The 13,166-nt window shown below is 44.0% G+C and carries 15 protein-coding genes; 12 read left to right on the top strand and 3 right to left on the bottom strand.

The window, feature by feature from the left end; all coding sequences use genetic code 11:
* Positions 1-21: 21 nt before the first annotated feature.
* Positions 22-492, bottom strand: coding sequence for a TIGR02444 family protein (locus Vgang_RS10940; RefSeq protein WP_105902898.1), 471 nt, complete (start codon positions 490-492; stop codon positions 22-24).
* A gap of 1 nt (position 493) precedes the next feature.
* The gene (locus Vgang_RS10935; RefSeq protein WP_105902899.1) at positions 494-2,401 is read right to left on the bottom strand and encodes an ABC transporter ATP-binding protein; all 1,908 of its coding nucleotides are present in this window, start codon (positions 2,399-2,401) and stop codon (positions 494-496) included.
* Positions 2,402-2,854: 453 nt separating this feature from the next.
* Between Vgang_RS10935 and kefG the strand changes: the two genes are divergently transcribed.
* The 4 genes from kefG (at position 2,855) to slyD (ending at position 6,282) form a co-directional block, all read left to right on the top strand.
* Positions 2,855-3,499: a glutathione-regulated potassium-efflux system ancillary protein KefG gene (gene kefG / locus Vgang_RS10930; RefSeq protein ID WP_105902900.1), complete on the top strand. Its 645-nt coding sequence runs from the start codon at positions 2,855-2,857 to the stop codon at positions 3,497-3,499.
* A gap of 12 nt (positions 3,500-3,511) precedes the next feature.
* Positions 3,512-5,305, top strand: coding sequence for a glutathione-regulated potassium-efflux system protein KefB (gene kefB / locus Vgang_RS10925; RefSeq protein WP_105902901.1), 1,794 nt, complete (start codon positions 3,512-3,514; stop codon positions 5,303-5,305).
* A gap of 56 nt (positions 5,306-5,361) precedes the next feature.
* The gene (locus Vgang_RS10920; RefSeq protein ID WP_105902902.1) at positions 5,362-5,568 is read left to right on the top strand and encodes a YheV family putative zinc ribbon protein; all 207 of its coding nucleotides are present in this window, start codon (positions 5,362-5,364) and stop codon (positions 5,566-5,568) included.
* Positions 5,569-5,709: 141 nt separating this feature from the next.
* Positions 5,710-6,282 carry a peptidylprolyl isomerase gene (slyD, locus tag Vgang_RS10915; protein ID WP_105902903.1) on the top strand — a complete coding sequence of 191 codons (573 nt, stop codon included), beginning with the start codon at positions 5,710-5,712 and terminating at the stop codon, positions 6,280-6,282.
* Between the two features lie 103 nt (positions 6,283-6,385).
* Here the strand turns inward: slyD and Vgang_RS10910 are convergent, their stop codons facing one another.
* Positions 6,386-6,616, bottom strand: a complete 231-nt coding sequence (locus Vgang_RS10910) for a SlyX family protein (protein WP_105902904.1) — start codon at positions 6,614-6,616, stop codon at positions 6,386-6,388.
* A gap of 346 nt (positions 6,617-6,962) precedes the next feature.
* Between Vgang_RS10910 and fkpA the strand changes: the two genes are divergently transcribed.
* From fkpA to fusA, 8 genes are all read left to right on the top strand, one after another.
* A complete protein-coding gene (fkpA, locus tag Vgang_RS10905; protein ID WP_105902905.1) occupies positions 6,963-7,754 on the top strand; it encodes an FKBP-type peptidyl-prolyl cis-trans isomerase in 792 nt (263 codons plus the stop codon).
* A gap of 261 nt (positions 7,755-8,015) precedes the next feature.
* On the top strand, positions 8,016-8,720 hold the full coding sequence (locus tag Vgang_RS10900) for a helix-turn-helix transcriptional regulator (protein ID WP_211294088.1): 705 nt from the start codon (positions 8,016-8,018) through the stop codon (positions 8,718-8,720).
* On the top strand, positions 8,717-9,121 hold the full coding sequence (tusD, locus tag Vgang_RS10895; protein WP_105902906.1) for a sulfurtransferase complex subunit TusD: 405 nt from the start codon (positions 8,717-8,719) through the stop codon (positions 9,119-9,121). The genes Vgang_RS10900 and tusD overlap by 4 nt, the downstream gene beginning before the upstream one ends.
* The gene (tusC, locus tag Vgang_RS10890; protein WP_105902907.1) at positions 9,121-9,474 is read left to right on the top strand and encodes a sulfurtransferase complex subunit TusC; all 354 of its coding nucleotides are present in this window, start codon (positions 9,121-9,123) and stop codon (positions 9,472-9,474) included. Before tusD ends, tusC begins: the two co-directional genes overlap by 1 nt.
* A gap of 13 nt (positions 9,475-9,487) precedes the next feature.
* Positions 9,488-9,769 (top strand): sulfurtransferase complex subunit TusB, encoded by a 282-nt coding sequence (gene tusB, locus Vgang_RS10885; RefSeq protein ID WP_105902908.1) that lies wholly within the window; start codon positions 9,488-9,490, stop codon positions 9,767-9,769.
* Between the two features lie 187 nt (positions 9,770-9,956).
* Positions 9,957-10,331: a 30S ribosomal protein S12 gene (gene rpsL / locus Vgang_RS10880; protein WP_004737194.1), complete on the top strand. Its 375-nt coding sequence runs from the start codon at positions 9,957-9,959 to the stop codon at positions 10,329-10,331.
* Positions 10,332-10,446: 115 nt separating this feature from the next.
* Entirely contained in the window at positions 10,447-10,917 is a 471-nt protein-coding gene (rpsG, locus tag Vgang_RS10875) for a 30S ribosomal protein S7 (protein WP_045957025.1), read from the top strand.
* 150 nt (positions 10,918-11,067) lie between these two features.
* The gene (gene fusA, locus Vgang_RS10870) at positions 11,068-13,164 is read left to right on the top strand and encodes an elongation factor G (protein ID WP_105902909.1); all 2,097 of its coding nucleotides are present in this window, start codon (positions 11,068-11,070) and stop codon (positions 13,162-13,164) included.
* Positions 13,165-13,166 lie beyond the last annotated feature (2 nt).

Below are 13,166 nucleotides of genomic sequence, written 5' to 3'. Positions count from 1 at the left end.
TTTCGTGTTATTGAGCGCTCATCATTTTTCGCTTTTCTTGGTGTTGAAGAAAATGTCACATAAGTGAGTCGCGCCGAGCTCTTGGCAATAAACATGCGTCATCGGCGTTGTGACTTTGTCGGATAACGTCATTTGATTAATGCAATGCACCAAGTCGGATTGTTGCTGACGCTCTAATTGCAGTTCAAATTGTAGTGACTCGCGGTAAAGGGTATCGGGCAAGTGTGGTTTGGCTTTACGGCGATAATAGCGAAATTGTTCAAGTAATCCTTCAGTGCGCTCTATGGCGGAATCCAATTGTTCCCACTGCTGTTCTGATAATGACAGTTGATGTTCATCTAACCATTTTAGTAATAAGACTAAGTTGACCTTACCGTTATATTGGTTTTGCAGGTGCAAACAGGCTTCTTTAATTTCACGCACACCGTAGTGCTGCAAACTAAATTGCCATAAGCGTTCAAAGGTTAAGGGCAGCGGTTGATAGTCGGTCATATTATGAGCTTAAAGTGTCCAGTTCTTCTTGTAATGTCATCCATTCCATTTCAATCTCTTCAAGTTGAGACTTGCTGGCGGCCTGTGTAGCTAATACTTGTGTAAGCTTAGACTTATTTTCGTCTTGATAGAGAGAAACATCACTCAATTCTTGTTCAGCATCAGCTAATTGTGCACTGATTTTGTCCATTTTCTCTTCGAGTTGTGTCAGCTTTTTGCGAATTGGTGCCGTTTGTTTACGTAATTCTGCCTCTAAACGCTTTTGTTCTTTACGAGCGGCAGCGCTATTCTGGCTTGGCTCGTTGCTGCTGGTCTCTTGTGCGTCTTTCTTATCTTGCTTTTGTTGCTCGGTGAGCCATTTGTAGTAATCGCCTAAGTCACCATCAAATGGCACCACTTGTTTGTCATCCACGAGGTAAAGATCATCGGTGGTCGCGCGCAATAAGTAACGGTCGTGACTGACGATAACCATTGCGCCCTCAAAAGTTTGCAGTGCCATCGTCAGTGCTTGGCGCATGTCGAGATCCAAGTGGTTGGTCGGTTCATCGAGCAAAAGTAAGTTGGGTTTTTGCCACACGACTAAAGCGAGAACTAAACGGGCTTTTTCACCGCCAGAAAACGGCGCGACTTTATCTAGCGCTTTATCACCAATAAACCCAAAGCTGCCTAAGTAGTCTCGCAGTTGTTGTTCGGTGTGATTCGGCGCGATTTGCATCATGTGTTGTAATGGCGTTTCTTCTGGGTGCAAGGTTTCCAATTGGTGCTGAGCAAAGTAGCCAATTTTCACTCCTTGCGAATAGGTGAGATCGCCACCTTGTGGTTTTAGCTCACCGGAGAGTAATTTGATTAAAGTCGATTTACCCGCGCCATTGCGACCGAGTAAACCAATGCGGCTGCCCGGCACTAAATTTAAGCGAATGTGTTTTAAGATCAGGTTGTCACCGTAACCGGCGGAGACTTGATCCATCATGATGATTGGGTTTGGCAAAGCCGCAGGTTCACGAAATTCAAAACTGAATGGGTTATCAAATTGCGCCGGGAGCACTTTTTCCATTTTCTCTAAGGCTTTAATTCGGCTTTGCGCTTGTCGTGCTTTCGAGGCTTTGTAACGGAAACGGTCGATGTAGCTCTGCATGTGTGCCATTTGCTTTTGTTGCTTCACATACATGGCTTGTTGTTGCATGAGTTTTTGTGCGCGTTGATTTTCAAACGAAGAATAGTTGCCGGTGTATTCATTCAATAACTGGTTTTCGACATGAATGATACGCCCGACAATTGGGTCGAGGAAATCACGGTCGTGCGAGATCAGAATCAAGGTGCCTGGGTAATTTTGCAGCCACTTTTCTAGCCACAGTACGGCGTCTAAATCTAAGTGGTTGGTCGGTTCATCGAGCAGAAGTAAATCAGAACGACACAATAGCGCCTGCGCCAAGTTCAAACGCATACGCCAACCACCCGAAAATTGAGTGAGGTTCCACTGCATTTGCTCTTGGCTAAACCCGAGGCCATTCAGTAACTCTGCGGCGCGTGATTTGATGGTGTAGCCGCCAACGGTTTCGAGTTTGCCGTGCAATTCTGCCACTAAAGTGCCGTCGTCAGCTTGTTCTGCAGCGGCGAGCTCGGATTCGAGTTGGCGATATTCTCGGTCGCCATCAATCACGTATTCTAAAGCGGCGCGCTCTAATGCTGGCGTTTCTTGAGCAACCCAAGCTAACTCCCAATGAGTTGGCATTTGAAAATTACCCGCATCAATCGAGAGCTCATCTTTCAAAAGGGCAAACAAGGTTGATTTACCACAGCCGTTTTTTCCAACTAGACCTACTTTGTCACCGGGATGAATCGTTGCAGAGGCTTGTTCTAATAAAGGTTTGCCGCCGCGCAGTAATTGGATATCTGAGAATATAATCATAAGGATCTTAGTTAGGTTTGGGGTTGGAAATCATCGACTGAAGTGAAGTGTTTTCGGGTTCTTCACTGGGGTAGGAATATTAGGGGTTTCAAGGATAAATGTCGATCATTATGCAATTTATACCCAAGTAACTTCAAGATGCTAGTTTCAGCAAGATTAAAACAAGTTTTAGGCAAGGCAAATTGAATTTGATCATAGCTATTCTATCTCTATTTAATTTAACGCCGCATAAAGCTTGTTTTAGCTTGCCCTTCGGGAGCTTCATCCAAGCCTTTACACTGCGTCAGATTCGTTTGAAAGGTGATTCACATTCCTATACAAATCTTTCTTGTTTAAAGACTTGGATGACAGCTCTGAATTCTGCATTTTGAAGTCACTTGGGTATAAGATATGATGAAGTTGTTAAGGACTTTTTCACTGTTATCTGTTTTTATTGATAATAGAGGGGCTAGGATGGCACAGACTCACCAAACATCGTCACATTCATCTTACGAGGGGAGCGATAAACCTCGGATTCTACTTATCTACGCGCACCCCGATCCTGAAAATTCTGTTGCCAATCAAACCTTACTGAAAGCCATTCAGGGGCTGTCTCACGTCACTGTTCACGATCTCTATGCACGCTATCCCGATTTTTTTATTGATGTGGCTGCCGAACACCGCTTGCTGCTTGAACACGATGTGATCGTGTTTCAGCATCCTCTGTTTATGTATTCTTGTCCTGCGTTAATGAAAGAATGGATGGATACGGTTTTGGGTAAAGGTTTCGCGTTCGGACAAGGCGCGGCGCTGAAAGGTAAATATTGGCGCAGTGTGATCACCACGGGTGGATCAAAAGAGGCGTTTTCCATACACGGCTATAACCAATACCCTTTAGAGCAAATATTGCAGCCGTTTGAGTTGACGGCCAAGTTATGTCAAATGCATTGGATGGAGCCGTTAGTGCTGTATTGGGCGCGTAATGTAAAACAAGCGGAACGGATTGAGCATGCGGAAGTGTATCGCGCTTGGTTGAATCATCCTTTGGATATGGCGGCTTCGTTTGACTCGAACAACCCGTCAGATTCGATAAAAAATTCAGGTTCGATAAAGAAATAGAAAGGATGCACCATGGTTTCAGCAACAATTGATTTTTTAGAAAGTGGTGTGGTGTTCTTATCGGCTGCGGTGATTGCCGTGCCTTTGGCGCAACGCTTCGGATTAGGCTCTGTACTTGGCTATTTACTTGCGGGTATTGTGATTGGCCCTTGGGGCTTGGGGTTGATCAGTGATGTGGATAGCGTCATGCATTTTTCCGAGCTTGGGGTGGTGCTGCTGCTGTTTTTGATCGGCTTGGAATTGAACCCCAAGAAATTATGGCAAATGCGAATGCCCATTTTAGGTTTAGGGGGCGCACAAGTTTTAGCCACGACATTGGTGATTTCTGCCATTGTGAATATGCTCGGCGTTGGTTGGCAAAATAGCTTAGTGGTTGGTATGGGCTTGGCGTTATCTTCGACGGCGATTGCTCTACGAGTCATTGAGGAGCAAGGGCTAGCGCGAACCGAAACCGGACAATCGGGCTTTGCGGTTCTCCTTTTCCAAGATATTGCTGTGATCCCTATGTTGGCGCTTCTGCCCTTGTTGGCGGGAAATGTCGGTGGTGATTGGCTCGATGCAGTGTGGATGATTGGTGGCATTGCTGCGTTATTAGTGGGTGGTCACTATCTTCTTCGTCCTATATTTCGCTATGTGGTGTTAAGCGGTGTTCGCGAATTGTTTACGGTCGCGGCCTTGCTCTTAGTGATTGGTATTTCCGTGCTGATGGACCAACTAGGGCTTTCCATGGCGCTCGGTACTTTCCTAGCCGGGGTTTTACTGGCGGAAAGTGAGTATCGTCATGAGCTTGAAAGTGCCATTGAACCGTTTAAAGGTTTATTGCTTGGGTTGTTTTTTATGTCGGTTGGTATGGCGGTCAACTTAGAGTTACTGACGTTATACCCGATCAAAATATTGGCTGCGGTGGTGGCATTAGTCACCATTAAAGGGCTGATTTTGTATTTATTGGCACGTTTAATGGGAACGCGACCTAAAGCGCGGAGCCGTATGGCTGCCATATTGAGCCAAGGTGGAGAATTTGCTTTTGTTTTATTCACCGCGGCAAAAGGCCACGGACTGTTGGGAGAGCAAATGACCTCAACCTTGCTGGTCGTGGTGAGCTTATCCATGATGACCACACCGCTTATTTTGTTGGTGCAGCAGAAGTGGTTTAGCCGCACTATTAATCTCAATGACGAGATGAAATCAGATGTGATTAATGAAGAGCCGCGCGTGATAGTGGCAGGCTTTGGGCGATTTGGGCAAGTGGTTGGTCGTTTGCTCTATGCTAATAAAATTCGTATTACTATTTTGGAAAGTGATGCCAGCCAAATCCAACTGTTGCGTAAGTTTGGCTATAAAGTGTATTACGGTGATGCGACCCAACTTGATTTACTGCGAGCGGCAGGGGCTGAACAAGCGGAAGCGATCGCGATTTGTACCGATTCACCGGAAGAAGTGTTGAAGATTGCCGAATTGTGTAAACAGCACTTTCCGAATCTAAAAGTGTTAGCTCGAGCACGAAGTCGAGTGGAAGCCTATCAATTGATGAATACTGGTGTCACTCTGTTTTCTCGCGAAACTTTCTTGGGGGCGTTGGATTTAGGGCGTCAAGTGTTGACCGAATTGGGTATGCATCCTTATCAAGCCAAACGAGCGGAAGCGCACTTTAGAAAACTCGATACCACCATGTTAAAAGATCTGCTTCCTCAACATACTGAAGATAAAGAGGTGGGAATTGGGGCGAAAGAGGCGCGTAAAGAATTGGAAGAGATCTTTGACCGAGAAATGGAAAGCGATAGAAAAACGCAGCATGATTGGGATTAAAGGCTGTATACCCAAGTGACTTAGGTATATTGGTTGAGACAATATTAGGAAGAGACATGAGAAAACGATTTATTGCCGGCGCTAAATGTCCGTTATGTGAACAAACCGATAGTCTGCGCGTGTGGGAACAAAATGACATTGAAGTGGTGGAATGTGTCGAGTGCGACTATGTTGAACAAAAGGTAGAACAAGCGACCGCGAAAGCAATCGAAAACACACCAAGACAATCTGACCAGTTGATAGGCATCTTCAAGCCAGAATGAAGCGAATAGTGAACACGGTTTTACCTCTACGCTGAAAAATAATCGACTGATAGATTGAAATCTAGCGCGCTTATCCCCATTATCTTGCACATAGAGATTAAGTGCTCACATTCTCACGCTTAATCTGAATTTGGAGCGAATATGAAAATTGAAAAAAACGTTGTTGTTAGCTTGGCATATCAAGTGAAAGTGGAAGATGGTGTGGTTGTTGATCAGTCAACGGTTGATGCACCATTAGATTACCTACACGGCCACAACAACCTAATTACAGGTTTGGAAAAAGAGCTAGAAGGTAAAGCGGCTGGTGACAAATTCACAGCGACTATTGCTCCAGAAGACGCTTACGGTGAGCACAACGAAGGTTTAGTTCAACGTGTACCGGCTAACGTATTCCACGGTGTGGATGAAATTGAAGTTGGCATGCGTTTCCTAGCAGACACAGACCAAGGTCAAATCCCGGTAGAAATTACCGAAGTGGACGGTGACGAAGTGGTGGTTGACGGTAACCACATGCTAGCAGGTCAAACACTCACATTTGATGTTGAAGTGGTTGCTGTTCGTGCGGCTTCTGATGAAGAAATTGCACACGGTCACGTACATCAAGCGGGTGGTCATCATCACCATGATCACGACGGTGATTGCTGTGGCGGCCACGGTCATGAAGAGAAAAAAGAAGGTTGTGATGGAAACGGTGGCTGCGGCTGCTCTCACTAATCTTTGATTCAATAAAAACGCCAACTGAAATAAGTTGGCGTTTTTGTATTCTGTTTAGATATTGATTTCATCGCTTATTTCGAAAAACCATCAAAGTCTTGAATTAATAATGCGGTGGTGGAGTTTCTTCGGAAGGGTCAGCAAGGTTCGATGTGTCTAAGTTTTTGACTTTAGACACGACAAATTTCATTTGATCTTGCATGCGAGAAATCAAAATTTGCTGTTGGCTTAATGCATCATTCAGTTCATTAATGGTTTGTTCTTGAAACGCCACTTGGCATTCCAGATCATCAATGCGTTGTTTTAGCTCAAGTTCAAGGTTGTTTGAATGCATGTTGTTCACTATATCGGTCTCAATAATGCATGCAGTATACCTGAAAGCTCAGAGAGTATTGAAGCGTGATAGTAAAAACAGAGAGTTTCTGAGCTAACATTTGCTCGATTTACAAATTTTTATGCACTTGGTTGAACTTTAAGAAAAAAAAACGGTCAGCTAACAAGAGCATAAAGAAACCCATGATAGGGTAACAATACGATCACCATCCTACTAAATATGGGCTAAGGTGAAGAAAACTTTCCAACAATACTATTTTGTTGATAGAAGTAGGAAAGTTTTTAAATACAGTTACAATTAAATTCCTAAATAAAATCGATGGCTCGCCATCATGCTGGAGAAGTTAATGAAACCGATTTTTAAAGTATCGCTGTTAGCTGCAACTGTTTTATTAGCAGTTGGCTGTCAGAAAGAAGAATCTACAGATGCACAACAAGCTGCGCCTCAAGCAGAACAAGCTCAGTCTGCTGCAGCATCAACACTGTACAAAACGGATGATGAAAAAGCAGCGTACGCAATCGGTGTTTCATTCGCAAACTACCTAAACACAAGCATTGAGAAACCAGCAGAAATTGGTATCAACCTAGATAAAGATATCGTGCTTAAAGGTATTGAAGATGTATTTACGAACAAAGCAGGTATGAGTGAAGAAGAAACGCACCAAGCACTGCAAGAGCTAGATAAGCGTGTGTCTGAGAAGATGCAAGCTCAAGCCGCAGAGAAAGCTGCCGCAGCGAAAAAAGAAGGCGATGAGTTCCGTGCTAACTTCGAAAAAGAAGACGGGGTGAAGAAAACAGAATCTGGCATTCTTTACAAAGTTGAGAAAGAGGGCGACGGCATTTCTCCAAAAGCCACCGATACAGTGGTAGTGAACTACGAAGGTACACTGGTTGATGGTACTAAATTCGATAGCTCATACGATCGTAACGAACCGGCAACTTTCCCGCTTAACCGCGTGATCCCTGGCTGGACGGAAGCGGTTCAGTTAATGAAAGTCGGCTCTAAATACAAAGTGGTTATCCCGCCAGAATTAGCGTACGGCGAACAAGACACGCCAACCATTCCTGCAAACTCAACATTGGTATTTGAAATTGAGTTAATGTCAGTGAAATCTGCAGAAGCGCCAGCAGCAAAATAATTTGTTTTTGGTGTGATCAAGAGGCTCATCTTAGTGATGGGCCTTTTTTATACCCTGTGAAGGTTGAGGCTGAAGACTTGGATACAAAAATAACCAATGAAATTTGTTCTAAATCATCATAATGCGGTTAGAGTCATACCTATTTCAAATTTTCTGATAAACTTACGTTAATTTGTTTAATTGTTCAGCGTTCTGCTGGGTGATTTATCGGCGATTTAATCAGGAAAGTAGCAAGAGGTGCCTGTGAGTCAATCTGAAGTAATGCATTCTGAAGCATTGTTAGAAATGGAATCTGTCCATGTGTTGCCTTTTACTGAACAGGATAAGTTTATCCTTCATTCCTATGAAGCGGTCGTGGATGGTCTGGCAAGTTTAATCGGTAGCTATTGTGAGATCGTGCTGCACTCGCTTGAAGACCTAAATACATCAGCCATTAAAATTGCTAACGGTGAGAATACTGGTCGCCAAGTGGGATCGCCTATTACTGATTTAGCACTCAAAATGCTGAAAGACATCGAAGGTTCTCAACGTAACTTTTCACGCTCTTATTTCACGCGTGCTAAAGGTGGTGTATTGATGAAATCGATCACGATTGCCATTCGCAATGGTGAGCAACGCGTGATTGGCCTGCTGTGTATTAATATCAATTTAGATGCACCATTTTCGCAAGTCTTACATGCCTTTATGCCAACCGCAGAAGCGGAAGAAGCGGCATCATCGGTCAACTTTGCCAGTGATGTGGAAGAGCTGGTGGACCAAACCGTTGAACGCACCATTGAAGAGATCAATGCGGATAAAACCGTTTCAAACAATACGAAAAACCGTCAGATCGTTATGGATCTGTATGACAAAGGTATTTTTGATATTAAAGATGCCATCAATCGGGTTGCAGATCGTCTTAATATTTCGAAACACACGGTATACCTTTATATTCGCCAACGTAAAATCGAGGATGGTGAGAAGTGAGTACCTCTCCCTCTTTGACATACAGCCTAGTTGTTAATGGTTCGGTGTATGGCAGTCAGTCCGCCCGTCATGCCTACCAGTTTGCGTGTGCTCTTATTGAAAAAGGCCATCAATTAGTGAGTGTGTTTTTTTATCAAGACGGGGTGCATAATGCATCAAGTTTGGTATTGCCGGCGAATGATGAATTCGATCTTACTAAAGCTTGGCAGCAGTTAAGCCAGCAACATCATGTACGTTTAGAGTCTTGCGTTGCTGCATCGTTGCGCCGGGGCATCGTGGATGCTAATGAAGCAAACACACATGCTCTCGATGCCAGTAATACCGCTAAAGGGTTTGAACTTGCTGGGCTAGGTGGCTTGGCTGAAGCGTTATTAACACAAGATAGAGTGGTGCAATTTTAATGCGTTTAGGATTTGTTTTCCGTTCATACCCACATTCAACTAGCCAAGGTCGAGAAGGTTTAGATGCACTATTGGCTGCCTCTGCCTACTGTGAAGACATTGATGTGTTTTTTATTGATTCAGGTGTTACGCAATTGATGGCATCACAGCAGCCTGAAAAAATCTTGTCTCGTGACTACATCTCCGCTTTTAAATTGCTTGATTTGTATGATATAGACAATGTGTATGTATGTGACTCGGCACTGCAAGATTATCAGTTGTCAGCGAAAGATTTGGTGCTTGATGTGCAAGTGTTAGACAGACCATCATTGGTTGAAAAGCTGCATCAATGCCAAAAGATCATGACGTTTTAAAAGGATCTTCACAATGTTACATATCATAAAGTCTCAGCAAGGATTGCAGTCTGCCATCAGCTTGAGCCAAGAAAATGATGCATTTTTATTGGTTGAGGATGCGGTTTACTTAGCCGTACAGGCCCAAATGGACATATTCACTGCGAATGATCTTCAAGATCGTTGCTGGGTGTTAGGTGAAGACGTTGAAGCAAGGGGGGTAGGGTTATCACCACACTGGCAAGCTCAATGCATTGATTTCGTAGGGTTTGTTGGCTTGACTGAGCAGCACGTTCAATCGATGACATGGCTATAAAGCGCTAATATTTTCCTGTTATTTTGTTTAAAGCTAAAAAAACTCCCTCACAAGATTGTATATTTCTTGACACACCCACCCTTGATGAATAAAATTTCGCGTCCTTATTTCTCGCTGCATACTCATATCAGTTAGATAAGGATTAGATTTTTCACAAGCTTATTTTCGTAAAATCAGGAGCTATTTAATGGCAACTATTAACCAGTTGGTACGCAAGCCACGTGTAAAGCAAGTTGTTAAAAGCAACGTGCCAGCACTAGAGGCGTGTCCACAAAAACGTGGTGTATGTACTCGCGTATATACTACTACTCCTAAAAAACCGAACTCAGCATTACGTAAAGTATGTCGTGTTCGTCTAACTAACGGCTTTGAAGTTACTTCATACATCGGCGGTGAAGGTCACAACCTTCAAGAGCACTCAGTTGTTCTAATCCGTGGTGGTCGTGTTAAAGACTTACCAGGTGTGCGTTACCACACCGTTCGCGGCGCTCTTGACTGTGCTGGCGTTAACGACCGTAAACAAGGTCGTTCTAAGTATGGTGTTAAACGTCCTAAGTCTTAATAGCTATTCTGTCATTTAACAGAAAGCGTTAAGTAAGGCCAAACACTACAATTATTGTATTTTGATGAAACTGAAAAGTTTTGGATAACCTGAAGAAGACAACGGAGAAACATCCATGCCACGTCGTCGCGTAATTGGTCAGCGTAAGATCCTTCCAGATCCTAAATTCAAATCTGAATTGCTGGCAAAATTTGTAAACATCCTTATGGTTGATGGTAAGAAATCAACTGCTGAAAAAATTGTTTACACTGCACTAGATACTATGGCTGAGAAATCTGGTAAAGATCACTTAGCTGTATTTGAAGAAGCTCTTGAAAATGTACGTCCAGCGGTAGAAGTTAAATCTCGCCGTGTGGGTGGTTCAACTTACCAAGTACCTGTAGAAGTACGTCCGGTTCGCCGTAACGCGCTTGCTATGCGTTGGTTGGTTGAAGCTGCGCGTAAGCGTGGTGAAAAATCTATGGCACAACGTCTTGCAGCTGAAATGCTAGACGCGTCAGAAAACAAAGGTACTGCTGTTAAGAAACGTGAAGACGTTCACCGTATGGCAGACGCGAACAAAGCATTCGCACACTACCGTTGGTAATTGGCGGCTTAGCCTCCAACCTATAACGTTAGTTATACCTTCTGTGCTGCGGGATCTCTCGCAGCACATTTTTGCTATTTATTGATATCAAATTATTATTGATAGGTAGTCTGAACAACCTAAGGGTTCCCTTAGTAAGAGGATACAATCGTGGCTCGTAAAACTCCTATTGAGCGCTACCGTAATATCGGTATTTGTGCGCACGTAGATGCAGGTAAAACAACCACAACTGAGCGTATTCTGTTCTACACAGGCCTTTCTCATAAAATCGGTGAAGTTCACGATGGCGCTGCAACCATGGACTGGATGGAGCAGGAGCAAGAACGTGGTATCACTATCACATCTGCTGCTACTACGACATTCTGGCGTGGTATGGAAGCACAATTCGAAGAACATCGCGTCAATATCATTGATACCCCTGGACACGTTGACTTTACGATCGAAGTAGAGCGCTCTTTGCGTGTGCTTGATGGTGCAGTGGTTGTTTTTTGTGGATCATCTGGTGTTGAACCTCAGTCTGAAACTGTATGGCGTCAAGCGGACAAATATCACGTACCTCGTCTAGTGTTCGTGAACAAAATGGACCGTGCTGGTGCAGATTTCTTGCGCGTTGTTAACCAAATTAAAAATCGTCTTGGTGCGACTCCGGTTCCAATCCAATTAAACATTGGTGCGGAAGAAGAGTTTAAGGGTGTCATCGACCTTATCAAGATGAAAGCGATTAACTGGAATGAAGCCGATCAAGGCATGACCTTCACCTACGAAGACATTCCAGCTGATATGCAAGAACTTGCTGATGAATGGCGAAATCACCTAGTGGAAGCGGCGGCAGAAGCTTCTGAAGAGTTGATGGAAAAATACCTAGAAGGTGAAGAGCTAAGTGAAGCTGAAATTAAGCAGGCACTACGCGCTCGTACTTTGAATAACGAGATTGTATTGGCAACTTGTGGTTCAGCCTTCAAAAACAAAGGTGTCCAAGCTGTTCTCGATGCAGTGGTCGATTACCTACCATCACCGACAGAAGTACCTTCAATTAAAGGTGTGGACGAAGATGAAAATGAAGTTGAACGTCATGCTGACGACAACGAACCTTTCTCGGCTCTAGCCTTTAAAATCGCAACTGACCCGTTTGTAGGTACATTAACATTCATGCGTGTTTACTCTGGTAAAGTCAATTCTGGCGATACCGTGTATAACTCGGTGAAACAAAAGCGCGAGCGTTTTGGACGTATTGTTCAAATGCACTCAAATAAGCGTGAAGAAATTAAAGAAGTGTTGGCGGGTGATATCGCTGCAGCCATCGGCTTAAAAGATGTGACCACAGGTGACACTTTATGTGCAATTGACCATAAAGTTATCCTAGAGCGCATGGAATTTCCTGAGCCGGTTATTCAAATTGCTGTAGAACCGCGTTCAACTGCTGACCAAGAAAAAATGGCAATTGCCCTAGGCAAACTTGCTGCAGAAGACCCATCTTTCCGCGTGGAAACAGATGATGAAACTGGCCAAACCTTGATTTCTGGTATGGGTGAGCTTCACTTAGATATCATCGTTGACCGCATGAAGCGTGAATTCAGTGTCGACTGTAACGTAGGTAAGCCGCAAGTGGCATACCGTGAAACCATTCGTGGTAAAACGGAAGTTGAAGGTAAATTCGTTCGTCAATCAGGTGGTCGTGGTCAATATGGTCATGTATGGCTTAAACTTGAACCATCAGAACCTGGCGAAGGGTTTGTTTTTGTTGACGAGATCGTGGGTGGTGCTGTTCCTCGTGAATACATCAGTTCAGTAGCGAAAGGTATTGAAGAGCAAATGAACAATGGTGTGCTGGCTGGCTATCCTGTATTGGATGTCAAGGCAACCTTGTTTGATGGTTCATACCACGATGTCGATTCAAATGAGATGGCATTTAAAATTGCTGGCTCAATGGCATTCAAAAAAGGCGCGTTGCAAGCACAACCTGTTCTGCTCGAGCCTATGATGAAAGTGGAAGTAACCACCCCTGAAGATTGGATGGGGGATGTGGTTGGTGACCTAAACCGTCGCCGCGGCATCATTGAAGGCATGGAAGAGGGTTATGGCGGCTTGAAAATTATCCGAGCTCAAGTACCTTTATCTGTGATGTTTGGTTACGCAACCGACTTACGTTCTGCAACTCAAGGTCGTGCATCATACTCAATGGAATTCTCTGAGTATGCTGAAGTGCCGAAAAATGTTGCTGAAGCAATCATTGCAGAGCGCGGTTAAGG

It is taken from the genome of Vibrio gangliei, from assembly GCF_026001925.1.
GTDB classification, from domain to species: domain Bacteria; phylum Pseudomonadota; class Gammaproteobacteria; order Enterobacterales; family Vibrionaceae; genus Vibrio; species Vibrio gangliei.
This window is presented reverse-complemented; position numbering and strand designations above follow the sequence as displayed.